Raw genomic sequence first — 22,348 nt, 5'->3', positions numbered from 1 at the left:
CTCCGGATGCGATGTCACCGAGCGTGTGTTGTGAGGTCGTTACAGCGGTAAGCAGCGTGGGAGGTTGTGATTGCTGTACGCACGCTCAGCGCCGCACGCGGAGAGTGACTCAGTCGCTACCGCCCGCCTCGTCAACGACCAACTCCGCGACCTGTCGCATGGAAACTCTTTTGTCCATGGCGGTTTTCTGGATCCACCGGAACGAGTCCGGCTCGGACAACCCGAACTTCGTCTGCAGGATCGACTTCGCCCGATCCACCAGCTTGCGGGTCTCCAGCCGCTCGGCCAGGTCGGCGACCTCCCGCTCCAGCTCGGCGAGCTCGACGTACCGGGACGCCGCGATCTCGATCGCGGGCAGCAGATCGGCCTTGGAGAACGGTTTCACCAGGTACGCCATCGCGCCGGCGTCGCGCGCCCGCTCGACCAGCTCGCGCTGCGAGAACGCGGTCAGCATCAGCACCGGCGCGATCCGCTCACCGGCGATCTTCTCGGCCGCGCTCAGCCCGTCCAGCTTCGGCATCTTCACGTCGAGGATCACCAGGTCCGGACGGTGCTCGGTCGCCAGCCGGATCGCCTCCTCACCATCCCCCGCCTGCCCGACGACGTCGTACCCCTCCTCAGCCAGCATCTCGGCCAGATCCATCCGGATCAAAGCCTCGTCCTCAGCGATCACCACACGCTTCCCAGTCACACCGACACCTTATCGATCCGGACCGCGGTCGAAGGCCCGAGGTGAGCACGGCACACGCAGCAATCCGATTGGCGGAGGGACGGGGGCGATGGGCTAGGATCTAGGTCCTGCAGGGCCCTGGTACTCCAATTCGGCAGAGAGAGCGGACTCAAAACCCGCACAGTGTGGGTTCGAGTCCCACCCAGGGCACGGATGTCGGTGGTGGGTGCGACTCTCTTGTTGTGTACGACGGGGAGACGCGGGGGCTCGCTCTTGCGGCCATGGGGTCTGGCGAGAGTTTGAGCTCGGTCAGCAGGCGGCTGGGGATCAGTCGGGCGGCGCTTCGGGAGTGGCGGGATCGTGGGGCACGCGAGTCTCCCGCGGGCCGGTGTCCGCGCTGCACCGACGAGCCTCTGGAGGCTTCGGCGTACTCGCACCTGCTGGGGCTCTACCTCGGCGACGGGTGTCTGTCGAAGCACAAGAGAGACGTGTACGCGCTGCGGATCGCGTGCGACGACGCGTACCCGCGGCTGATCGACGAGGCGGCGGCCGCGATCGCCGACGTACATCCGAGCCGTCCAGTGCATCGGGTTCAGGCTGTGGGCTATACGGCGGTCCTGTCCTACTGGAAGCACTGGCCGTGTCTGTTCCCGCAGCACGGGCCAGGACCCAAGCACCGACGGTCGATCGAATTGGCCGAGTGGCAGCGCGAGATCGTCCTCCAGCACCCTGGGCTCTTCGTGCGCGGCTTGTTCAACTCCGATGGCTGTCGCGTCGCGAACTGGACCACTCGCGTGGTCGGCGGCGAGGTCAAGAGATACGTCTATCCGCGCTACCTGTTCTCCAATGAATCCGCGGACATCATGCGGTTGTGTCAGTGGGCGCTCGGGCTGCTGGGAATCCCGTGGCGGATGCCTCGGCCGAACGCGCTGTCCGTTGCGCGGCGGGACGGAGTGGCCAAGCTCGACGACTTCGTCGGACCGAAGTCCTAGCCCGGAACGCACTCGAGGCGGACGGTTGGCCGTCCGCCTCGGGGTTGAGCCGGTTAGTTGGGTTCGGGGTTTCGGTAGGCGGGGGCTATGCCTTGGATGGCGTCGCCCATGCGGTGGACGCGGAGGGCGTTGGTGGAGCCGGGGATGCTGGGTGGGGAGCCGGCGACGATGACGACGAGGTCGCCCTTGTCGAGTTTGCCGAGCTCCAGCAGGCGCTGGTCGACCTGGCGGACCATCTCGTCGGTGTGGTCGACGGTGGGGACGATGTGCGTCTCGATGCCCCAGACGACGCTCAGCCAGGCGCTCACCGACGGCACCGGCGTGAAGGCGAGCACCGGGATCTCGGTGCGGTAGCGGGCCAGCCGGAGCGCGGTGTCGCCGCTCTGGGTGAACGCGACCAGGAACTTCGCGTCCAGCCGCTCGGCCACGTCCGCGGCCGCCCGGGCGATCACGCCGCCCTTGGTGCGCGGCTCCCACTCGATCTCCTTGAGCCGGCTCAGGCCGTGCTGCTCGGTGGACGAGACGATCCGCGCCATCGTCTTCACGGTCTCGATCGGGAACCGGCCGACACTGGTCTCGCCGGACAGCATCACCGCGTCGGCGCCGTCCAGTACGGCGTTCGCGACGTCGGACGCCTCGGCCCGGGTCGGCCGCGGCGCGGAGATCATCGACTCCAGCATCTGGGTGGCGACGATGACCGGCTTCGCGTTCAGCCGGGCCTGGTCGATGATCAGCTTCTGCACCACCGGGACCTCCTCGAGCGGGAGCTCCACGCCGAGGTCGCCGCGGGCCACCATGAACCCGTCGAATGCCTCGACGATCTCGTCCAGGTTGGCGACCGCCTGCGGCTTCTCGATCTTGGCGATCACCGGGACCCGCAGGCCCTCCTCGTCCATGATCTTGTGCACCAGCTGGACGTCGGCGGCGTCCCGGACGAACGACAGCGCGATCATGTCGGCCGGCAGGTGCAGCGCCCAGCGCAGGTCCTCGGCGTCCTTCTCCGACAGCGCCGGCACGCTGACCGCGACCCCGGGCAGGTTGATCCCCTTGTGGTTCGACACCGGCCCGCCGACGGTGACCCGGCAGACCACGTCGGTCTCGGTCACCTCCTCGGCGACCAGCGCGATCCGGCCGTCGTCGATGAGCAGCTGGTCGCCGGGCTTCACGTCACCGGGCAGACCGTCGTACGTCGTACCGCAGATGGTCGCGTCCCCGGGGACCTCTCGGGTGGTGATGGTGAAGCGTTCGCCATAGGTCAGCGTGACCTTGCCCTCGGCGAACTCGGCCAGCCGGATCTTCGGGCCCTGCAGGTCGACCAGGATGCCGACGTTCTGGCCGGTCTCGGCCGCTGCGGTGCGGATCCGCTGATAGATGCGCTCATGCTCGGCATGGGCACCATGGCTCAGGTTGAGCCTTGCGACGTCCATACCTGCTTGGACGAGTTCCAGGATGCGCTCGGGGGCGGCCGTAGCCGGGCCGAGCGTACAAACGATCTTTGCGCGACGCACGTCACAAAACCCTACTCCTACAAACCACTGGGCCCGCTGGTCCGCCCCCGTTACCGGTCGGTTAACAGGTCGTGACACTTCGCCGCGAAGGCTGAATCGTCAAGAAGGCAAGGGGGTGTAGGCCCCGACGGTGACCTCGCCGCTGAGCTCCGCGGTGACGGTCTGCAGCCCGATCGGCCGGCCTTCGGAGTAGGTGATCAGGGTGACCTGGCCCGGCCGGCGCAGCGTGTACCCGAGGGCGAACGCGTACGCCGCTCCCCCGGTCGTCCCGTTCGTGTACGTCGTCACCGGGAGACCGTCGACCACCTTGTGCTCGGGCCCGACCTGACGGTGCAGGTGACCGGACAGCAGCAAGGTCGCGCACCCCCGGGCGGCCGTGTCGGCGAACGACGACGGGTCGTGGACGACGAACGTCGAGATCCGCTCGTCCTCGGGCTGGTTGCAGGCGATCTCCGCGAGCCGCTCGGACTGCTCGGCGATCGTCTCGTCGCCGGGCGAGTCGGCGCTGCCGAGACCGGTCCGGGTCGGGTCGCTGTCCCCGAGGAACCGGATCCCCTCGACCTCGACCGGCTTGCTGTCGAGCACGGTGAACCCGTTCTTGCGCATCGCGGCCTCGATGTGCCCGCCGGCGTCGTGGTTGCCGGCCACCGCGACCACCTTCAGGTCCTTGAAGTGCTGGCGCAGCGAGTTGATGCTGAACACCTCCCACGACTGCCCGGCCGAGGTGTCGTCACCGGCGTCGATCAGCACCTTGGCGCGGGCCACCCTGGCCACCTCCGAGGCGAACCGGTCGATGCCGATGTTGTCGTGCCGGTCCGAGACCATTAGCGCGACGGTCTCCTCCTCGCCGGCCTGGCGGATGCGGCCGCCGACCTGGCCGACCCGCTCCTGCAGCCGGCCGTAGAAGTCGGTGGAGCGCTCGTACGTCTCGACCGCCGTACGGATGACGCCGACACCGCCGGTGGTGGAGAACCCGGACGCGACCTCGACGCTCTTGAGCCGCTCGTCGAACGACAACTCGGGCAGCAACTCGTGCAGCGGCCGCCACTCGGTCGGCGGTACTTCGGCCTGCCGCATCTGACCGGGGCCGAAGATCGACGCGATCGTGATCAGCATCGCGACCAGGACGACGATCGCCCGGTGCTCGACCCGGCGTTCGTGCTTGTGCACCAGGTCCCACAGCTCACGCCGCCGCCGTGGACCCAGAGCGGTCCAGACCGTTGCCACCACGACCGCGACCAGCAGTCCGCTCCCGGCGCCGGCGACGGCGTTGTCGACCGCCATCTCCTCGATCACCTGCTGGATCCGGGCGATCTCACCGTCCGGCTGGGAGGCGATCAGGGCGTCGCGGTTGAGCAACTCGGTCAGGTTGCCGGCGTCGGTCTCCTGGACGTCGATGTTGACGCCGATGCCGAGCGGCGCGCTCGCCGGGATCCGCAGTCGCGGCAGTACGGCGCCCAGGTCGACCGTGGCGTGGCCGTCGAACGTCGGCGAGACGGTGGCCGCGTGCGCACCGATGGTGACCCGCTCGGAGTCGTTCGCGAACCCGAACATCCCGACCGACACCGACGTCACCAGCCAGAGCAGGCTGAGCGCGGCCCACGGCGCGATCGCTCGGAGCCGGGCTCTGGTCACGAGGCGGCTAGCCATGGGTCAACCGTATTGGTCCGGGCAAGCCGTCGCATCTTGACCTGCCGCGGGCCGTAGGCACCGTTTCGTTGCCTACGGCCCGGATCATGACAGCGGCGCGGATCAGGCGCCCGGATCAGACCGCCAGCGGGCGGGCGGTCGGCGGGATCGGGGTCGGCAACGTCGACGACCCGGTCAGGTGCGTGTCCACCCCGTTGGCGCAGGAGCGGCCCTCGGCGATCGCCCAGACGATCAGGGACTGACCGCGGCCGGCGTCACCGCAGGCGAACACGCCGTCCACCGAGGTCCGGTACTGCTGGTCGCGCTTCACGTTGCCGCGCTCGTCCAGCTCGACCCCGAGCTGCTCGAGGAAGCCCTCGCGCTCCGGGCCGAGGAAGCCCATCGCCAGCAGCACGAGCTGCGCCGGGATGGTCCGCTCGGTGCCCTCGACCGGGACGAACTTGCCGTCCTTGAACTCGACCTCGACCAGGTTCAGCCCGGACACGTTGCCGTCGGCATCCGCCTCGAAGTTGACGGTCGAGACCGAGTACACCCGCTCGCCGCCCTCCTCGTGCGCCGAGGCCACCCGGTAGATCATCGGGTACGTCGGCCACGGCTGCCCGGCCGGCCGGTCGTCGCCCGGACGGGGCATGATCTCCAACTGGGTGACCGAGCGGGCCCCCTGCCGGTGCGCCGTACCCAGGCAGTCGGCGCCGGTGTCGCCGCCGCCGATGATCACCACATCCTTGCCGGTAGCAACGATCTGGTCGGCGACCGGCTCGCCCAGGGCGACCCGGTTGGCCTGCGGCAGGTACTCCATCGCCTGGTGGATGCCGCCGTACTCGCGGCCCGGCACCGGCAGGTCGCGGGCCGCGGTCGCGCCGGTGGCGATGACGACGGCGTCGTACCGCTGCTTGAGCTGGGTCCCGGTGACGTCCACGCCGACGTTGACGCCGGAGCGGAAGACCGTGCCCTCCTCCTTCATCTGCTGGATCCGGCGGTCGACCTGGACCTTCTCCATCTTGAACTCGGGGATGCCGTACCGCAGCAGTCCACCGGGCGCGTCGGCCCGCTCGTAGACCGCGACGGTGTGGCCGGCGCGGGTGAGCTGCTGGGCGACGGCGAGCCCGGCCGGGCCGGAGCCGACGACCGCGATCGTCCTGCCGGTCAGCCACTCCGGCGGCTGCGGCTTGACGTCACCGGCGTCCCAGGCCTTGTCGATGATCGCGACCTCGACGTTCTTGATCGTCACCGGCTCCTGGTTGATGCCGAGCACGCAGGCCGGCTCGCACGGGGCCGGGCAGAGCCGGCCGGTGAACTCCGGGAAGTTGTTGGTCGCGTGCAGCCGCTCGATCGCACCGGACCAGTCGTCCCGCCAGACCAGGTCGTTCCACTCCGGGATCAGGTTGCCCAGCGGGCAGCCGCTGTGGCAGAACGGGATGCCGCAGTCCATGCAGCGGCCGGCCTGCTTGGTGATGATCGGCAGCAGCGCCTTGCCGGGCCCGCCGGGGTAGACCTCGTTCCAGTCCTTGACCCGCTCGTCGACCGGCCGCCGCTCGGCGACCTCGCGCTGCGTGGTCAGGAATCCCTTCGGGTCAGCCATCAGATGGCCTCCATCATCGCTCGCGTGGTGGCGTCCTCGTCCAGCCCGTCGCGCTCGGCGGCCGCCTTGGCCGCCAGCACCCGGGCGTAGTCGCGGGCCATCACCGTGGTGAACCTGGCGGCCGCGGCGGGCCAGTCGGCGAGCAGCTTGGCCGCCCGTTCCGAACCGGTCTCCTCGAAGTGCCTGCGGACCAGGTCGTGCAGCAGTTCGGACTCGTCCGTGGTGACCGGGTGCAGATCGACCAGCTCCGGGTTCACCAGGGCGTGGTCCAGGTCGAGCACGTGGGCCACGCCGCCCGACATGCCCGCCGCGAAGTTCCGGCCGACGGCGCCGAGTACGACGACGCGCCCACCGGTCATGTACTCGCAGGCGTGGTCGCCGACCGACTCGACGACCGCGGTGGCCCCGGAGTTCCGGACGCAGAACCGTTGCCCGGCGCCGCCGCTGATGAACAGCTCGCCCGACGTCGCGCCGTACGCGATCACGTTGCCGGCGATGATCTGGTCGGCCGCGTCGAACCGGGCCCGGCGGTCGGGCCGGATCACCACCCGGCCACCGGACAGCCCCTTGCCGACGTAGTCGTTGGCGTCGCCCTCGAGGCGCAGCGTGACGCCGCGCGGGACGAAGGCGGCGAACGAGTTGCCGGCCGAGCCGGTGAAGGTCAGGTCGATGGTGCCGTCGGCCAGGCCGGCCGCCCGGTACCGCTTGGTGATCTCGTGCCCGAGCATCGTGCCCACGGTCCGGTTGACGTTGCGGATCGGCAGCTGCGCCCGGACCGGCTCGCCGGTCTCCAGGGCCGGCTCGCAGATCCGGATCAGCTCGTTGTCGAGCGCCTTGTCGAGGCCGTGGTCCTGGAGCACGGTCTGGTGCCGGGCCGCGCCCTCCGGCAGCGCCGGCACGTGCAGGACCGGAGACAGGTCGAGACCGTCGGCCTTCCAGTGGTCGACCGCGCGCCGGATGTCCAGCACCTCGGCGTGCCCGATCGCCTCGTCCAGCGAGCGGAAGCCCAGCTGCGCCAGGTACTCGCGGACCTCCTCGGCGATGAACTCGAAGAAGTTCACCACGAACTCGGGCTTGCCGGAGTACCGGTCGCGGAGCACCGGGTTCTGGGTGGCGACGCCGACCGGGCAGGTGTCCAGGTGGCAGACGCGCATCATGATGCAGCCCGACACAACCAGCGGCGCGGTCGCGAAACCGTACTCCTCGGCGCCGAGCAGCGCCGCGACGATCACGTCCCGGCCGGTCTTCAGCTGACCGTCGGTCTGCACGACGATGCGGTCCCGCAGCCCGTTCAGCAACAGCGTCTGCTGGGTCTCGGCCAGGCCGAGCTCCCACGGACCACCCGCGTGCTTCAGCGACGTCAGCGGCGCCGCGCCGGTGCCGCCGTCGTGCCCGGAGATGAGGACGACGTCCGCGTGCGCCTTGCTGACACCGGCGGCGATCGTCCCGACACCGACCTCGGACACCAGCTTCACGTGGATGCGGGCGGACGGGTTGGCGTTCTTCAGGTCGTGGATCAGCTGGGCGAGATCCTCGATCGAGTAGATGTCGTGGTGCGGCGGCGGCGAGATCAGGCCGACCCCCGGCGTCGAGTGCCGGGTGCTCGCCACCCACGGGTACACCTTGTTGCCGGGGAGCTGGCCGCCCTCGCCGGGCTTCGCGCCCTGCGCCATCTTGATCTGGATGTCGTCGGAGTTCGTCAGGTACTCCGCGGTCACGCCGAACCGGCCCGAGGCCACCTGCTTGATCGAGCTCCGGCGTACCGGGTCGTGCAGGCGGTCGGAGTCCTCGCCGCCCTCGCCGGTGTTCGACTTGCCGCCGAGCTGGTTCATCGCGATCGCCAGCGTGGTGTGCGCCTCGGCGCTGATCGAGCCGTAGCTCATCGCGCCGGTGCTGAACCGCCTGACGATCTCGCTGACCGGCTCGACCTCCTCGACCGGGATCGGCTCGCGGTCGGAGGCGAAGCCGAACAGGCCGCGCAGCGTCATCAGCCGCTCGGACTGCTCGTCCACGCGGGACGTGTACTGCTTGAAGATGTCGTAGCGGCCGGTCCGGGTGCTGTGCTGCAGCCGGAACACCGTCTCCGGGTCGAACAGGTGCGGCTCGCCCTCACGGCGCCACTGGTACTCGCCGCCGATCTCCAGCTTGCGGTGCGCCGCCAGGATGCCGTCGGCCGGGTACGCGCGCAGGTGCCGGCGGCGGACCTCCTCGGCGATCGTGTCCAGGCCGACGCCGCCGAGCTTGGACGACGTACCGGTGAAGTAGGTGTCGACGAGCTCCGGCGCCAGCCCGGTGGCCTCGAAGATCTGGGCCCCGGTGTACGACGCGACCGTCGACACGCCCATCTTCGACATCACCTTGAGCACGCCCTTGCCGAGCGACTTCACCACATTGCGGACGGCCTGCTCGGGCTCGACGCCGGGCAGGTACGTGCCCTGGCGGCAGAGGTCCTCGACCGACTCGAGCGCGAGGTACGGGTTGACCGCGGCCGCGCCGTACCCCATCAGGAGCGCGACGTGGTGGACCTCGCGGACGTCACCGGCCTCGACCACCAGGCCGACCTGGGTGCGGGTCTTCTCCCGCACCAGGTGGTGGTGAACGGCGGACGTCAGCAGCAGCGACGGGATCGGCGCGTTCTCAGCGTTCGAGTGCCGGTCGGACAGCACCAGGATGCGGGCGCCGTCCTCGATCGCGGCGGACGCCTCGGCGCAGATCTCCGCGAGCCGGGCCTCCAGGGCCTGACCGCCGCCCTCGACGTCGTACACGCCGCGCAGCACCGTGGTCGCCAGGCCCGGCATGTCGCCGTCCAGGTTGATGTGCCGCAGCTTGGCGAGCTCGTCGTTGGTGATCACCGGGAACGGCAGCACGACCTGCCGGCAGGACGCCGGGGTCGGGCTGAGCAGGTTCGCCTCCGGGCCGAGGGACGACGACAGCGAGGTCACCAGCTCCTCGCGGATCGCGTCCAGCGGCGGGTTGGTGACCTGCGCGAACAGCTGGGCGAAGTAGTCGAACAGCAGCCGCGGCCGGTCGCTGAGGACGGCGATCGGCGTGTCGGTGCCCATCGAGCCGATCGGCTCGGCCCCGGTCTTCGCCATCGGGGTCAGGATGACCCGCAGCTCCTCCTCGGTGTACCCGAACACCTGCTGGCGGCGGGTGACCGAGGCGTGGCTGTGGACCACGTGCTCACGCTCGTGCAGGTCCTCGAACCGGATCAGGCCGGCGTGCAGCCACTCGTCGTACGGATGCTCGGCGGCGAGCGCGTTCTTCACCTCGGCGTCGGTGACGATCCGGTGCGCGTCGACGTCGACCAGGAAGATCTTGCCGGGCTCGAGCCGGCCCTTCTCGGTCACGGTCGCCGGGTCGAGGTCGAGTACGCCGGCCTCGGAGGCGAGCACGACCAGGCCGTCCTCGGTGACCCAGTAGCGGGACGGACGGAGACCGTTGCGGTCCAGGACCGCGCCGACCTTGGTGCCGTCGGAGAAGACCACCGACGCCGGGCCGTCCCACGGCTCCATCAGGGTCGAGTGGAACTCGTAGAACGCGCGCCGCCGGGGATCCATCGTGGTGGCGTTCTCCCACGCCTCCGGGATCATCATCAGCATCGCGTGCGGCAGCGAGCGGCCGCCCAGGTGCAGCAGCTCCAGGACCTCGTCGAACGACGCCGAGTCGGACGCGCCCGGCGTACAGATCGGGTAGAGCTGCTCCAGGTCGCCGGGGATCAGGTCACTGGCGAGCAGCGCCTCCCGGGCCCGCATCCAGTTGCGGTTGCCCTGGACGGTGTTGATCTCGCCGTTGTGCGCGATGTACCGGTACGGGTGGGCCAGCGGCCAGGACGGGAAGGTGTTGGTGGAGAACCGCGAGTGCACGACGCCGATCGCGGAGGCGAGGTCGGGGTCGGTCAGCTCGGGGAAGAACTTGTCCAGCTGGTCGGTGGTCAGCATTCCCTTGTAGGTGATGGTCCGGCCGGACAGCGACGGGAAGTAGGTCTCGGTCTCCTTCTCGGCCCGCTTGCGCAGCCGGAAGGCCATCCGCTCCAGCGCCAGGCCGAGCACCCGGCCGGCCTTGGCGGCCACGAACAGCTGCTTGAAGGTCGGCATCACCGAGCGGGCGGTGGCGCCGAGCAGGTCCGGCGTGGTCGGGACGTCGCGCCAGCCCAGGACGGTCAGGTTCTCCTCGGCGGCGAGCTCCTCGATCCGGGCCACCGCCTTGGCGGCGTCGTCCGCGTCGGCCGGCAGGAAGGCGATGCCGGTGGCGTAGCTGCGCTGCACCGGCAGCTCGAACGCGCACACCTTGCGGTAGTACGCGTCCGGGACCTGGATCAGGATGCCGGCACCGTCACCCGAGTCCGGCTCGGCGCCGGACGCGCCGCGGTGCTCGAGGTTGCGCAGGGCGGTCAGAGCCTTCGCCACGATGTCGTGGCTGGGTTCACCGGTCAGGGTCGCGACGAAGGCGACACCACACGCGTCGTGCTCGTGCTGTCCGTCGTACAGACCCTCGCTCGGCCTGTGCCAGCTTTTCAGGGGCGGGCGACCAAACATTCAGGAGCTCCCGTCGTCCTACGGTCAACAACTGGCCGCGGGACAACACTGGCCCAAGCCGGGAGTCCCGAGACTACCTCATAGCGCCCGCCTGATGGACGCCCGTTCCACCGTCACACACCTGTCTCACCCACAGTAAGCAAGCGCTCACTACCTGCCCCACCATCTTCCCAACAACCCCGCTCCCCAACCAACCACCCACCCGAAAATTCACCTATTGAGACCGCCGTTGCCGGTTAACTCCTGCACATGACCTGGCGGCCCTCCCCCGAGTGGTATCCCTTGACGACCGGCACCGGACAGGCCACCGGCGGCGTCTGGCTCACGAACGATGGTGTGGTGGTCAAACGCCTGGTATCGGGCGTGGAGAACGCCAGACACCACGCCTACTGGCGACGGCAGGCGCTGGTCGCCTCCTCCGGACTGGTCACCACGACCCCAGGCCTCCGCTCCCCGGCCTGTCTCGGTGTCGAGGAGGATCCGGACGGAATCACTCTGCGCCTCGCCCGGGTAGAGGCTGCTACCTGGTCTCCACAGGCGTTGGCTGCCGCGCTGGGCCGGTTCGCCGGAGCGGAGGTGGACGAGCCGACTTGGGGTGCTCGTGAGGTACTTCGTGACCGTCTGCGGACCGTGGAGCGTCGCGGCGGTTGGTCGGCGCTGCCGCAGTACGAGGCCTTGTGGGTACGGCGGGACGCGGCACTGGCGGAGCTGGATGCGCTGCCGCGGGTGCCGACCCACGGTGACGCGCATCCGGTGAACCTGCTCGGGCGGGACGGGGACGACGTACTGGCTATCGACTGGGAGCAGTTCGGGCTCGGCCCGGCCGGGTTCGACCTCGGTTACCTGCTCCTGGCGGTCGACACCCCACTGAACGAGTTGCTGGACGCGCACGGAGGGCAGACGGACGCCGTACGGCGTGGGGCTGTGCTGGTGGCGGCGTACACCGCGGTGTCGCGGGCGGCGTGGGCGCTGACCCAGCCTGACCCCGGGGATCACCTCGAGCGGTTGGAGACGTTGTCGGACGTGATCGACGAGGCCGCGGCCGCCCGAGGGTGAGCTCGGGCGGCCGGGTCGGTCAGTTGTCGATGGATTGGTAGAGGGTTGTCCAGAAGTCGTGCATGAGGTGGATGGGGGTGGGGACGGAGGCGCCGAGTTGGGTGAGGAGGATGCCGGTGAGGTGGTTGTGGGGGTCGGCGTACGTCGAGGTGCCGCTGCCGCCGTCCCAGCCGAACTGGCCGATGGGCGCGTAGTCGCCGCGGAACGTGCGCACCGCCATGCCGAAGCCCCAGCCGCCGTGCTGGCCCTGGCCGTGCGAGATGTGCACGTTGTCGACCGCCATCGCGTGCCGGGCGGCCTGCACCTCGGGTGAGAGGCGGTTGGTGGTCATCAGCTCGACCGCCGGCCGGGACAGGATCCGCTCGTTGCCGTGCATGCCGCCGTTGAGCAGCATCCGGAAGTACGCGTGGTAGTCGTCGGCGGTCGACACCAGCCCGCCACCGCCACCCTCGAACGCCGGCGGCTTGCTCCACCGGCCGTCCACAGGCTCGTCCCAGGCGTGGAACTCACCGGTCTGCGGGTCCGGCGCGTACAGCGTCGGCAGCCGGTCGATCTTCTCGGCGGGCACGTGGAAGCCGGTGTCGTTCATCCCGAGCGGGTCGAAGATGCGGTCCCGCAGGAACGCCTCGAACGACTGGCCGGTCACCCTGGCCACGAGTACGCCGAGCAGGTCGTTGCTGATGTGGTACTGCCAGCGCTCACCCGGCTGGTGCATCAGCGGCAGCGCGCCGAGGCGGCGCATCCACTCGTCCGGCTCGGGCATCGGCTCCGGCAGGTTCGGGGTGAGTCCCTGCTCGAAGACCGCGTTCATGATCGGCGTGCCCAGCGACGTCATGTCCATGCCGATCCCGACCGTGGAGGTCAGTACGTCGCGGACGGTGATCGGCCGCCGCGCCGGCACGGTGTCGTCCAGCGGGCTGTCGATCTGCTTCAGCACCTGCCGGTCGGCCAGCTCCGGCAGCCACTCCTGGACCGCGTCGTCCAGCCGCAGCCGGCACTCGTCCAGCAGCACCATCGCCGCCGCGACCGACACCGGCTTCGAGGTGGAGGCCATCCGGAAGATCGTGTCCCGCCGCATCGGGGCTCCGCCGCCGTGCTGCATCGTGCCGAGCGCTTCGACGTACGTCTCGTCGCCGTAGCCGACCAGGGCGACAACCCCGGGAACCTTCCCCGAGTCGACGTACTGCGCCAGCACGTCACGCAGCCGGCGCTTCCCAGCCTCGGAGAGACCGCGGGTGCCCGTTTCCATCATCAAGCTCCTTCGTCGTGTGTTCGTTGTCGTGACCCGTCCCGGCGTCACGGAGACAACCTTCGCCGAGGCCGCTGACACGGCCCTGACACGACCGCTGACACTCCGGTCACCGCAGGCGCGAAGATGTACGCAGGCGACCTGATGCGGAGGAACGATGGAACTGGCTGACTTTCCGCGGTATCCGCTGCTGTTCGGTCCGAGTCCGGTGCATCCGCTCGAGCGGTTGAGCGCGCACCTGGGCGGCGCGCGGATCTGGGCCAAGCGCGAAGACTGCAACTCCGGGCTGGCGTACGGCGGGAACAAAACCCGCAAGCTGGAGTACTTCGTGCCGGACGCACTGGCCCAGGGCGCGGACACGCTGGTGTCGATCGGCGGCTACCAGTCGAACCACACGCGACAGGTCGCGGCGGTCGCAGCCAAGGCCGGGCTCAAGGCCGTGCTGGTGCAGGAGAACTGGGTCGACTGGCCGGACGCGCTCAACGACCGGGTCGGGAACATCCTCCTCAGCCGGATCATGGGCGCCGAGGTCCGGCTCGACCCGGCCGGGTTCGGGATCGGGTTCAAGGACAGCTGGAAGCAGGCGCTGGCGGACGTCGAGGCGCGCGGAGGTACGCCGTACGCGATCCCGGCCGGTGCGTCGGACCACCGCCTCGGCGGGCTCGGGTTCGCGCGGTGGGCCGACGAGGTCGCGCAGCAGGAGCGGGAGCTCGGCGTGTTCTTCGACACGATCGTGGTCTGCGCGGTGACCGGGTCGACCCAGGCCGGGATGATCGCGGGCTTCGCCGGGCAGGACCGGCCGCGACGGGTGATCGGCATCGACGCCAGCGCCAAGCTCGAGGAGACGCGGGACCAGGTCGAGCGGATCGCGCGCGCCACCGCGCAGCTGATCGGGCTCGGGCGGGAGCTGCGGGACGACGAGATCGTCGTCCTCGAGGGCTGGGCGGGTGACCTGTACGGGATCCCGGTGCAGTCGACGCTGGACGCGATCCGGCTGACCGGCGAGCTCGAGGGGATGATCATCGACCCGGTCTACGAGGGGAAGTCGATGGCGGGGCTGATCGACCTGATCCGCAACGGCGAGATCGCGAAGGACTCCACGGTGCTCTACGCCCACCTCGGCGGCCAGCCCGCGCTGAACGCGTACAGCGGGCTGTTCCGGGCCTAGTTCGTCCGCACTCTTCCGGGCGGATCATGCTTCGCGGTGCGCCTAGGAGAGTCCGGCTTCGTACGCGGCGATCACGAGGTGCACCCGGTCGCGGGCGCCCAGCTTCGCGAGGATGCGGCCCACGTGAGTCTTGGCGGTCAGCGGGCTGACGACCAGCTCGTCCGCGATCTCCTGGTTGCTTCGGCCCGCTGCGACCAGCCGAAGCACTTCGCGTTCGCGTGCTGTCAGGCTGGCCAGCCGCTCGGGTGCAGGGGCGTCCGGGCGACTCAGCGCGCGGGTGATGACCGCCCTGGTGGCGCCGGGCGACAGCAGCGCCTCCCCCGCGGCGACGGTGCGGACGGCGTCCAGCAGCACGTCTGGACGCGTGTCCTTGGCGAGGAACCCACACGCCCCCGCGCGGAGACCGCGCAGCACGTTGGTGTCCGTCTCGAACGTGGTCAGGATCAGCACCTTGCTGCCGCTCGGTCCGTCATCGGCGACGATCTGCCGGGTCGCCTCGATACCGTCGGTGCTCGGCATCCTGATGTCCATCAGAACGACGTCGGGGCGCAGGGCCCGGGTCAGTGTCACCGCCTCGTCGCCGGTGCCGGCCTCCCCGACGACCTCCATGTCGTCAGCGGAGTTGACCAGCAGCGCGAACGCGCCGCGCAGCAGAGCCTGGTCGTCGGCGAGCAGGACCCGGATCACGAAGGCACCTGCCGGGTCTCCGGCAGCGGAAGGCTGGCCCACACCTCGAATCCTCCGGACTCGCCCGGCCCGGCGGACAGCTCGCCGCCGACTGCCTGCGCCCGCCCGGTCATCCCGATGATCCCGAAGCCGGCCGAGGTCATGCCTGACCCCGGTCGCGCGGGCCCATGATCGATGACCGCGATCCGCAGCCGGTGGCCGTCCTGGTCGAGCCGGACGGTTGCCTGCTTGGCCGTCGAGTGGCGAATGACGTTGATGAGCGACTCCTGGATGATCCGATAACCCACGACGGACACCGTCGACGGTAACTCGTCCGGCAGCCCCGAGGCCTGCACGTCGACCCGGACATCGGCCTCCTCGGCCATCTCCACCAGACGCTGCAACTCGCCGAGGTGCGGCGCCGGCTCGGTCGGCTCGGCCTCGCCACCGTGCAGCACGTCCAGAACGGCACGCAACTCGTGAAGCGTGGCCCGGCTCGCGTCCGACAGGTCATGCAATGTGCTCGACAGCTCCCGCAGCGGCGGTTCGCCCCGACCCGGCAACTGGTCGATCAGGTGAACAGCGACGGACGCCTGCACGTTCGCGACCGCGAGGCCGTGCGCGAGGACGTCGTGCAGTTCGGCAGCGATCAGTACCCGCTCTTCGGCGACCCGCCGCTCGACCTCGTCGGCACGCTCCTGTTCGAGTCGCGCGGTGACGGCGGCCCTCCAGTCTTGATGGAAGCGGACCGCCAGCCCGGCGAAGAAGGCCATGAACAGCCAGCCGATACCGAGGACAGCATCGCCAGGTGACCCCGACACCTCGTCGGCGACGACAGGCACGCTCACCGCACCCACCGCCACCAAGGCGGCAACGGCCCGCCGCGGCGGACTGCTGTAGCGCGCCGCCGTGAACGCCGCCACCAGTGAGGGCGGCATCGTGGCCTCGTGGGGATAGTCGAGGAGGTGGTACGGCGTCGACACCACGAGGACCGCGAGTACGACGGGGATCGGCCAGCGCCGGCGGGCCAGTAACGGCGCCGACATCGCGCCGAGGAGGACGATCGCCCACACATCCACGCTTCGCTCGCCGTCGAAATCGACCGCCTCGAGCGTGATCGCGGCGACGACGCCGAGCACGAACGACCCCGCCGCCAGCAGCCGGTCGGCCACTGGCGGACGGAGCGCCGTCATCGTTGAACCACGGTCATCGACACTGTCCTTACTCCGCGCGCGAGAGCTTGCTGGGCCACCAGATCCGCGAACCCAGCGACATCGTCAGTGCGGGCACCACGACGGACCGCACCAGCAAGGTGTCGATAAGCACGCCGACGGCAACCAGTATCCCAATCTCGACGAGCATGACGAGCGGCAGCGAGGCGAGCACCGCAAATGTCGCCGCCAGCACGACGCCCGCCGACGTGATCACGCCACCTGTCGCCGCGAGTCCCCGCTTCGTGCCGTCGACAGTGCCGTGCCGGACGGCTTCCTCCCGTACCCGGGTCATCAGGAAGATGTTGTAGTCGACACCGAGCGCGACCAGGAAGAGGAATCCGATCAGCGGAACCGACGACTCCAACCCGGCGAAACCGAGCACCCGGTCGAACAACAGGTTGCACAGTCCGAGCGCTCCGAAGTACGACACCACGACGGTGGCGACCAGCACCAGCGGAGCCACGATCGCCCGCAGCAGCAGCCCGAGGATGGCGAGCACCACCAGCAGGATCAGCGGCATCACCAGATTGCGGTCGGTCTTGTTGGTCTCGGCCTCGTCGAGCTTCTCGGCACTCGGCCCGCCGACCAGCACGGCCTCACCGGCGACCTGGCGCACGTTCTCCCGCAGCCGCTTGATCGTTGCCGTCTCCCCCGCGCTTTCCGGCGAGTCGACCGGGATCACGGAGATCTCCACCCAGTCCTCGCCGGCCCGGCCGAGCTCGGCGTCGGCGACCCCCGGCGTACGTTCGACGGCAGCCAGGACCTCGCGGCTACGGTCCGGTCGACTCATCACGGTCAGCGGCTGGCCGCTCTGGTCGGGGTAGCGTGCCTCGATCAGCTTCGCCCCGGTCACCGACTCCGGTGCCGAACGGGCGAATTGGTCCAGCTGCGGAAGCGAGCCGCTGGCACCCACTGTGCCCAGCGCGAGACCGCCCAGGATCACCAGCGGCACCACCCAACCGACGACGCGGCGCCGCGCGACCAGCTCGCCGAGCCGAGCCCACCGCGATCCAGATGTGCGCGCCTCAACTCCAAGTCGCGGCACGAACGGCCAGAACACCCGGCGCCCGAGCACCACCAGCAGGGCCGGGAAGAACGTCAGCATGACCAGCACTGCGGCCCCGATGCCCGCCGCACCCACCGGGCCGAGACTGCTGATGCTGTTGAGATCCGCGGCCAACAGGCACAACAGGCCGGCGACCACCGTCCCGGCCGAGGCGAGGATGGCCGGGCCGGCTCCACGCAGCGCCGCCAGCATCGCGTCGATCGGCCGCTCGTGGCGGTGCAACTCCTCGCGGTAGCGCGACACGAGAAGCAGGGCGTAGTCGGTGCCCGCGCCGAAGACCAGCACGATCAGCAGCGCTGAGCTCATGCTCGTGATGGTGAAGTCGAAGAGCTGTGTGAGTGCGTAGACGACACCCATCGACACAACCGCCGCGACCCCGACCGAGGCGAGCGGGACCAGCCACAGCAGCGGACTGCGGTACGTCAGGATGAGCAGGAGCGCCACAACCACCGTAGTTGCGAGCAGCAACCTCGCGTCGACGGCATCGAAGACCTCGTCCATGTCGGCCCCCAGCGCGGTCGGTCCGGTGACGTAGGCGTTCAGGCCGTCCGGTCGGTCGGCGAGAACGGCTCGCGCGTCCGCGGTGACGCGGGCCTCCTCGGCGACCGCATCACGGTCGAGCGGCAGCGCGTACATCAGGGCCGTGCCGTCGTCGGAGCCGACGATCTCGGGCGGTGCGTCGGCGTCGGTGCCGAATCGCTTCGCCAGCTCGGCGTGGCCGCGTACGGCCGCTTCCCGATCGCCCGGTTCCAGGCCACCGGGTCGTTCGTAGGCGACCACGAGCAGGCCGTTCTCACCGCCGGGCAGCCCGGCCTCGGCCTGGAGCACCTTGGTCGACTGGGCGCTGGCCGGCAGATAGTCGACCTGGCCATCGCGGGTCACCGAGTCGAGCTTGCCGGCGAGTGAGTAGCCGCCCACCGCCAGCCCGATCCACACCGCCAGCATGAGCCAGGGAAGCAGGGTCTTGGTTCGTGATCTCGTCGGTCCGGTATGGGCACCGGTGCGGTCAGGCGTCCGTAGTTGAGAAGTCATAGCAGTCACGCTGTCAACCAGGCGGGGGTCGACGCGTCGCGCCACAGCAGACACTTCGCCGTACTCCGCGCGGAGTACGACGGGCGGCCGTTCCGGGCCTAGAGGCTCGGGCCGACCAGGGTGCCGACGAAGTACGTGAGGGCCGCGGCGAGGCCGCCGAGGATCAGTTGGCGGAGGCCGGAGTACCACCAGGACCGCGTGGTGACGCGGGAGACGACGGCACCGCAGACGAAGAGTGCGGTCAGCGACATGATCAGCGCGGGTACGACGTTGCCGGCGCCGAGGAGGTACGGCAGCAGCGGGACGAACGCGCCGATCGCGAAGCAGATGAACGACGACGCGGCCGCGACCAGCGGGTTCGGCAGGTCGTTGGGGTCGATTCCGAGCTCCTCGCGGACGTGTTCCTCGAGGGCCTGGTCCGGGTCGGTGTGGAACTGCTTGGCGACCTTGCCGGCCAGGTCGGGATCGAGGCCCTTCGCGCGGTAGGTCTCGGCGAGCTCGATCTCCTCGTCGACCGGGTGCCGCTGGATCTCCTTGCGTTCGATCTCGATCTCGGCGCGGGCGAGCTCACGCTGGGAGGCGACCGAGGTGTACTCCCCGGCCGCCATCGAGAACGCACCCGCGGCGAGACCCGCCAGGCCGGCGAGCACGATGAACCGCGAGCCGGACTCGGTGCCGCCGTCCATACCGGCGATCAGGGCGAAGTTCGAGACCAGTCCGTCCATCGCGCCGAACACCGCCGGCCGCAGCCAGCCGCCGTTCACATCACGGTGCGTGTGGTCGCCGTGATGCTCGGCCGAAACCCCAGGCCCCTCAGTCACGAGCCCCATCGGTCTCGGACCCGTTCCCCGCCTGCACCTTCGGACGGTGCGCCTCGGCGGCCGCGCCTCCCGTCGGCTCCGCCTCGGCGGGGGTTTCCACCACAGCGGTGGTTTCTTGCTCGGCGGTGGGGTCCTGCTCGGCGGTGGGGTCCTGCTCGGCGGTGGGGTCCTGCTCGGAGGAGGCCTTCGGAGCCGACGGCTCGACAGTCGGGCTGTCGCCGGACGCCGAGCCGCTCTCGCCCGACGCCGCGGCGGGCTGGTCTTCGGCGGAGGTGGTTGGCTCGGAGGGGGTGTCGGGGGTCGTGGCCGTGGGCTTGTCGTCGTCGGACGGGGTGCCGGCGGCGGGCCCGGTGGAGATGTCTTCGATGCCGGGGCGGAGGCGGGCGCTGACGACGAAGGCGGCGACGGCGAGGACGAACAGGACGATCGACGTCCAGACGTTCAGCCGGAGGCCGAGGAAGTGGTTGACGGTGTCGATCCGCAGGTTCTCGATCCAGGCGCGGCCGAGGGTGTAGCCGGCGACGTACAGGAAGAACGCGCGGCCGTGGCCGAGCTGGAAGCGGCGGCCGGCCAGGATGACCAGCGCGATCACGCCGAGGTTCCAGATCGCCTCGTACAGGAACGTCGGGTGGAAGGTGGCGAAGTCGGCGTACCCCTCGGGCCGGTGCGCCGGGTCGATCTCCAGGCCCCACGGCCGGTCGGTCGGCTTCCCGAACAGCTCCTGGTTGAAGTAGTTGCCGAACCGCCCGAGCACCTGCGCCAGCGCGATCCCCGGCGCCATCGCGTCCGCGACCGCGAGGAACGGCACCTTGGCCCGCCGGCAGGCGATCCACGCGCCGAGCGCGCCGAAGCCGACCGCACCCCAGATGCCCAGCCCGCCCTGCCAGATCTTCAGCGCGTCGACCGGGTTGCGGCCCTCGCCGAAGTACAGCTCGGCGTCGGTGATGACGTGGTAGATCCGGGAGCCGACCAGGCCGAACGGGATGGCCCAGAACATGATGTCGGCGAGTACCGTCGGCGAGCCGCCGCGGGCGACCCAGCGCCTCCGGCCGAGCCAGTAGCCGGCGAAGATGCCGGCCAGGATGCACAGCGCGTACGCGCGCAGCGGCAGCGGACCGAGGTGCCAGACACCCTGGCTGGGACTGGGGATGAACGCCGGAACGATCACGGCGGGAATCAGATCAGACATGGCAACCAGGAACGCTACTCGACCGGCCCCGGCGCGACCAGGAACTCATGGTCACGATGGGGACTCGGTGCGTCAGCCCGCGGCGGCCGCCACGGCCTCGTCGACGGCCTTCTGCAGGCCCTCGCCGGTGAGGTTGTCGGCGTCCAGCTGCTTGTCGTTGACGTAGACCGTCGGCGTCCCGCTGACCCCGCGGTCGTCGGCGGCCTTGGCGACCGTGTCCAGCCAGCCGCCGTACGTGTTGTCCCGGACGGCCTGCTCGAACTTGGCGTCGTCGATGCCCAGCTGCTTGCCCAACTCGATCAGCTGGTCGGTCGTCCAGGACTTGCTGAAGTCGGCGTACATCTCGTCGGCGTAGCTGAGCGCCTTGCCGTTCGCGGCGGCGGCCGCGAACGCGTTCGCCAGCCGCGGCGAGGCGTCCGGGTTCACGAACGCCAGCGGCCAGTAGGTCAGGGTGGCGGTGCCGTCCTGGACCAGCTTGTCGACGGTCGCGCCGGTGCGCTCCTCGAACTCCGCGCAGTGCGGGCAGCGGAAGTCCAGGTAGATGTCGATGTGCGCCTTGGCGCCTTCCTTGCCGACGGTGACGCCCTTGCCGGCGGTGCCCGGGCCCTCGATGACCGCCGGCTCGGGCCGGCCGTTCGAGCTGACCTCCACGGCGGAGTTGCTGCGCCAGTACTGCACGCCGACACCGGCGCCGAGGGCGAGCACCAGGACGAGCACCACGATGATCCCGGGGGTGATCCGCCGCTTCTTCTGCTGCAGCAGCGGGTTCACGGGGGTTTTGGCCTTGCTCACGACGCGGTGACTCCTGTCGGGGTGTGCGGATCGGACTCGAGGGCGAACTTGCTGACCGGGCTCAGCCACAACCAGACGGCCAGCAGCAGCAGACCGACGTCCCGCAGGATCTCCTGCAGGTACTTCGTCTCGCCCGGGGCGACCGCGCCGCCACCGCCGAAGCAGCCGCAGTCGATCGCCAGGCCGCGCGCCCAGGCGGAGGCCACCGCGGCGATGAACACGATCATGAAAACACCCGCGGCCACGGCCGCGGCGCGGACACCGAAACCGACGATCAACAGCAACCCGATCGCGATCTCGAGGAACGGCAGCCCCCAGCCGACCGGTGCGACCAGTGCCGACGGCAGCAGGTCGTAGGCCCGGACCGCCTGGGACGCGGTCTCCGGATCCGTCACCTTCAGGGCCCCGGCCACCAGCATGACGCCGCCGAGCACGAGCCGGGCCGCCAGCGACACCCACGGGAACCACGGCCGCTCCTGGAACAGCACCTTCACTGGTTGTCCTCCACCAGTTTCCCGAAGTCGTGCGCGAGGTCGCCGATGGCGGCGTTCGACAACCAGAGCACGTTCGCCTTGTCGTTCTTGCCGAAACCGAGCACCTGGGCGCCGTGGCCGACCTCGTAGCCCCCGGACGGCAGCTTCTTCATGCCTTCCACGGCGACGCCGACGGCCTTGGCGATGTCCTTGATCTCGGTCAGCGACCCGGTCAGCCCCACGAAGGCCGGGTCGAAGCGGTCGAGGTACTTGCGCATCACCGGACCGGTGTCGCGGGCCGGGTCGGTGGTGATGAACAGCACCTGCACCTGGTCGCGGACCGGCTCGTCCAGTTTGGTCAGCGCGGACGCCACGTCGGCCATCACGGTCGGGCAGACGTCCGGGCAGTTGGTGTAGCCGAAGAAGATCAGCGTGACCGGCTTCTTGGTCGAGGTGACCAGGTTGAACTTGTTGCCGCCGGTGTCGGTCAGCGTCGCCGACGGCAACGAGTACGGCCGGTCCAGGGTCGCGCCCCGCAGTCCGTGCGGGTCCTGGGTGGTGCGGATGACCGCACCACCGGGGTTGTCCGCCTGCTCCTTGTCCTTGCCGCCGCTGCAGCCCGCGAGGGCGAGCAGAGCCACCGCGGCGAGGAGAACGGCCGCGCTCCTGGTTCGACTCACGG

At 69.9% G+C, this 22,348-nt stretch carries 17 protein-coding genes and 1 tRNA gene; 4 read left to right on the top strand and 14 right to left on the bottom strand.

From position 1 onward, the window contains the following. Positions 1 to 109 precede the first annotated feature (109 nt). Positions 110 to 643 (bottom strand): response regulator, encoded by a 534-nt coding sequence (locus ACQPYZ_RS15070; protein ID WP_233712257.1) that lies wholly within the window; start codon positions 641 to 643, stop codon positions 110 to 112. A gap of 162 nt (positions 644 to 805) precedes the next feature. Here ACQPYZ_RS15070 and ACQPYZ_RS15065 point away from each other — a divergent pair. Together ACQPYZ_RS15065 and ACQPYZ_RS15060 are read left to right on the top strand one after the other, a co-directional pair. Then, positions 806 to 880: transfer RNA gene (locus ACQPYZ_RS15065), tRNA-Leu, on the top strand. A 71-nt stretch (positions 881 to 951) separates the two neighbouring features. Then, positions 952 to 1,662, top strand: coding sequence for a transcriptional regulator (locus ACQPYZ_RS15060; RefSeq protein WP_433168562.1), 711 nt, complete (start codon positions 952 to 954; stop codon positions 1,660 to 1,662). A gap of 53 nt (positions 1,663 to 1,715) precedes the next feature. On the opposite strand, the gene pyk is transcribed toward ACQPYZ_RS15060, so the two are convergent. From pyk to gltB, 4 genes are all read right to left on the bottom strand, one after another. Next, positions 1,716 to 3,170, bottom strand: a complete 1,455-nt coding sequence (gene pyk, locus ACQPYZ_RS15055; protein ID WP_433168560.1) for a pyruvate kinase — start codon at positions 3,168 to 3,170, stop codon at positions 1,716 to 1,718. A 99-nt stretch (positions 3,171 to 3,269) separates the two neighbouring features. Next, entirely contained in the window at positions 3,270 to 4,820 is a 1,551-nt protein-coding gene (locus ACQPYZ_RS15050; protein ID WP_433168558.1) for a metallophosphoesterase family protein, read from the bottom strand. 115 nt (positions 4,821 to 4,935) lie between these two features. Continuing rightward, positions 4,936 to 6,402, bottom strand: coding sequence for a glutamate synthase subunit beta (locus tag ACQPYZ_RS15045; RefSeq protein ID WP_433168556.1), 1,467 nt, complete (start codon positions 6,400 to 6,402; stop codon positions 4,936 to 4,938). Beyond that, on the bottom strand, positions 6,402 to 10,940 hold the full coding sequence (gene gltB, locus ACQPYZ_RS15040) for a glutamate synthase large subunit (RefSeq protein WP_433168554.1): 4,539 nt from the start codon (positions 10,938 to 10,940) through the stop codon (positions 6,402 to 6,404). Before gltB ends, ACQPYZ_RS15045 begins: the two co-directional genes overlap by 1 nt. 249 nt (positions 10,941 to 11,189) lie before the next feature. On the opposite strand from gltB, the gene ACQPYZ_RS15035 reads away from it, so the two are divergent. Further along, positions 11,190 to 11,996 (top strand): phosphotransferase family protein, encoded by an 807-nt coding sequence (locus tag ACQPYZ_RS15035; RefSeq protein WP_433168552.1) that lies wholly within the window; start codon positions 11,190 to 11,192, stop codon positions 11,994 to 11,996. Between the two features lie 19 nt (positions 11,997 to 12,015). On the opposite strand, the gene ACQPYZ_RS15030 is transcribed toward ACQPYZ_RS15035, so the two are convergent. After that, entirely contained in the window at positions 12,016 to 13,245 is a 1,230-nt protein-coding gene (locus ACQPYZ_RS15030; protein ID WP_433168550.1) for a serine hydrolase domain-containing protein, read from the bottom strand. Between the two features lie 157 nt (positions 13,246 to 13,402). Between ACQPYZ_RS15030 and ACQPYZ_RS15025 the strand changes: the two genes are divergently transcribed. Further along, the gene (locus ACQPYZ_RS15025; protein WP_433168548.1) at positions 13,403 to 14,413 is read left to right on the top strand and encodes a 1-aminocyclopropane-1-carboxylate deaminase; all 1,011 of its coding nucleotides are present in this window, start codon (positions 13,403 to 13,405) and stop codon (positions 14,411 to 14,413) included. A 42-nt stretch (positions 14,414 to 14,455) separates the two neighbouring features. On the opposite strand, the gene ACQPYZ_RS15020 is transcribed toward ACQPYZ_RS15025, so the two are convergent. The 8 genes from ACQPYZ_RS15020 to ACQPYZ_RS14985 all read right to left on the bottom strand — a co-directional run bounded on the left by ACQPYZ_RS15020 (position 14,456) and on the right by ACQPYZ_RS14985 (position 22,346). Continuing rightward, entirely contained in the window at positions 14,456 to 15,100 is a 645-nt protein-coding gene (locus tag ACQPYZ_RS15020; protein WP_433168546.1) for a response regulator, read from the bottom strand. Then, positions 15,097 to 16,272 (bottom strand): sensor histidine kinase, encoded by a 1,176-nt coding sequence (locus ACQPYZ_RS15015; protein ID WP_433168544.1) that lies wholly within the window; start codon positions 16,270 to 16,272, stop codon positions 15,097 to 15,099. The genes ACQPYZ_RS15020 and ACQPYZ_RS15015 overlap by 4 nt, the downstream gene beginning before the upstream one ends. Positions 16,273 to 16,300: 28 nt before the next feature. Next, complete coding sequence (locus ACQPYZ_RS15010; protein ID WP_433168542.1) at positions 16,301 to 18,304, bottom strand: MMPL family transporter; 2,004 nt, start codon at positions 18,302 to 18,304, stop codon at positions 16,301 to 16,303. A gap of 185 nt (positions 18,305 to 18,489) precedes the next feature. Then, entirely contained in the window at positions 18,490 to 19,212 is a 723-nt protein-coding gene (locus ACQPYZ_RS15005; protein WP_433168540.1) for a VIT1/CCC1 transporter family protein, read from the bottom strand. Next, positions 19,205 to 20,401 (bottom strand): prolipoprotein diacylglyceryl transferase, encoded by a 1,197-nt coding sequence (gene lgt / locus ACQPYZ_RS15000; protein ID WP_433168538.1) that lies wholly within the window; start codon positions 20,399 to 20,401, stop codon positions 19,205 to 19,207. The genes ACQPYZ_RS15005 and lgt overlap by 8 nt, the downstream gene beginning before the upstream one ends. A 72-nt stretch (positions 20,402 to 20,473) precedes the next feature. Next, positions 20,474 to 21,193 (bottom strand): DsbA family protein, encoded by a 720-nt coding sequence (locus ACQPYZ_RS14995; protein WP_433168536.1) that lies wholly within the window; start codon positions 21,191 to 21,193, stop codon positions 20,474 to 20,476. Continuing rightward, positions 21,190 to 21,687, bottom strand: a complete 498-nt coding sequence (locus ACQPYZ_RS14990; protein ID WP_433168534.1) for a MauE/DoxX family redox-associated membrane protein — start codon at positions 21,685 to 21,687, stop codon at positions 21,190 to 21,192. The genes ACQPYZ_RS14995 and ACQPYZ_RS14990 overlap by 4 nt, the downstream gene beginning before the upstream one ends. Further along, positions 21,684 to 22,346 (bottom strand): SCO family protein, encoded by a 663-nt coding sequence (locus ACQPYZ_RS14985; protein ID WP_433168532.1) that lies wholly within the window; start codon positions 22,344 to 22,346, stop codon positions 21,684 to 21,686. Before ACQPYZ_RS14985 ends, ACQPYZ_RS14990 begins: the two co-directional genes overlap by 4 nt. Positions 22,347 to 22,348 lie beyond the last annotated feature (2 nt).

The organism is Kribbella sp. CA-247076, from assembly GCF_050942445.1.
GTDB lineage: Bacteria > Actinomycetota > Actinomycetes > Propionibacteriales > Kribbellaceae > Kribbella.
The sequence above is the reverse complement of the archived record's forward strand: the minus strand, read 5'-3'. Positions and strand labels throughout refer to the sequence as shown.

Excerpts from the sequence above, each read along its gene's own strand:
- ACQPYZ_RS15070 (WP_233712257.1), bottom strand. The coding sequence starts at position 643 with ATGGATCTGGCCGAGATGCTGGCTGAGGAGGGGTACGACGTCGTCGGG.
- ACQPYZ_RS15060 (WP_433168562.1), top strand. The coding sequence starts at position 952 with ATGGGGTCTGGCGAGAGTTTGAGCTCGGTCAGCAGGCGGCTGGGGATC.
- ACQPYZ_RS15050 (WP_433168558.1), bottom strand. The coding sequence starts at position 4,820 with ATGGCTAGCCGCCTCGTGACCAGAGCCCGGCTCCGAGCGATCGCGCCG.
- ACQPYZ_RS15045 (WP_433168556.1), bottom strand. The coding sequence starts at position 6,402 with ATGGCTGACCCGAAGGGATTCCTGACCACGCAGCGCGAGGTCGCCGAG.
- gltB (WP_433168554.1), bottom strand. The coding sequence starts at position 10,940 with ATGTTTGGTCGCCCGCCCCTGAAAAGCTGGCACAGGCCGAGCGAGGGT.
- ACQPYZ_RS15035 (WP_433168552.1), top strand. The coding sequence starts at position 11,190 with ATGACCTGGCGGCCCTCCCCCGAGTGGTATCCCTTGACGACCGGCACC.
- ACQPYZ_RS15030 (WP_433168550.1), bottom strand. The coding sequence starts at position 13,245 with ATGGAAACGGGCACCCGCGGTCTCTCCGAGGCTGGGAAGCGCCGGCTG.
- ACQPYZ_RS15025 (WP_433168548.1), top strand. The coding sequence starts at position 13,403 with ATGGAACTGGCTGACTTTCCGCGGTATCCGCTGCTGTTCGGTCCGAGT.
- ACQPYZ_RS15015 (WP_433168544.1), bottom strand. The coding sequence starts at position 16,272 with ATGACGGCGCTCCGTCCGCCAGTGGCCGACCGGCTGCTGGCGGCGGGG.
- ACQPYZ_RS15010 (WP_433168542.1), bottom strand. The coding sequence starts at position 18,304 with ATGCTGGCGGTGTGGATCGGGCTGGCGGTGGGCGGCTACTCACTCGCC.
- lgt (WP_433168538.1), bottom strand. The coding sequence starts at position 20,401 with ATGTCTGATCTGATTCCCGCCGTGATCGTTCCGGCGTTCATCCCCAGT.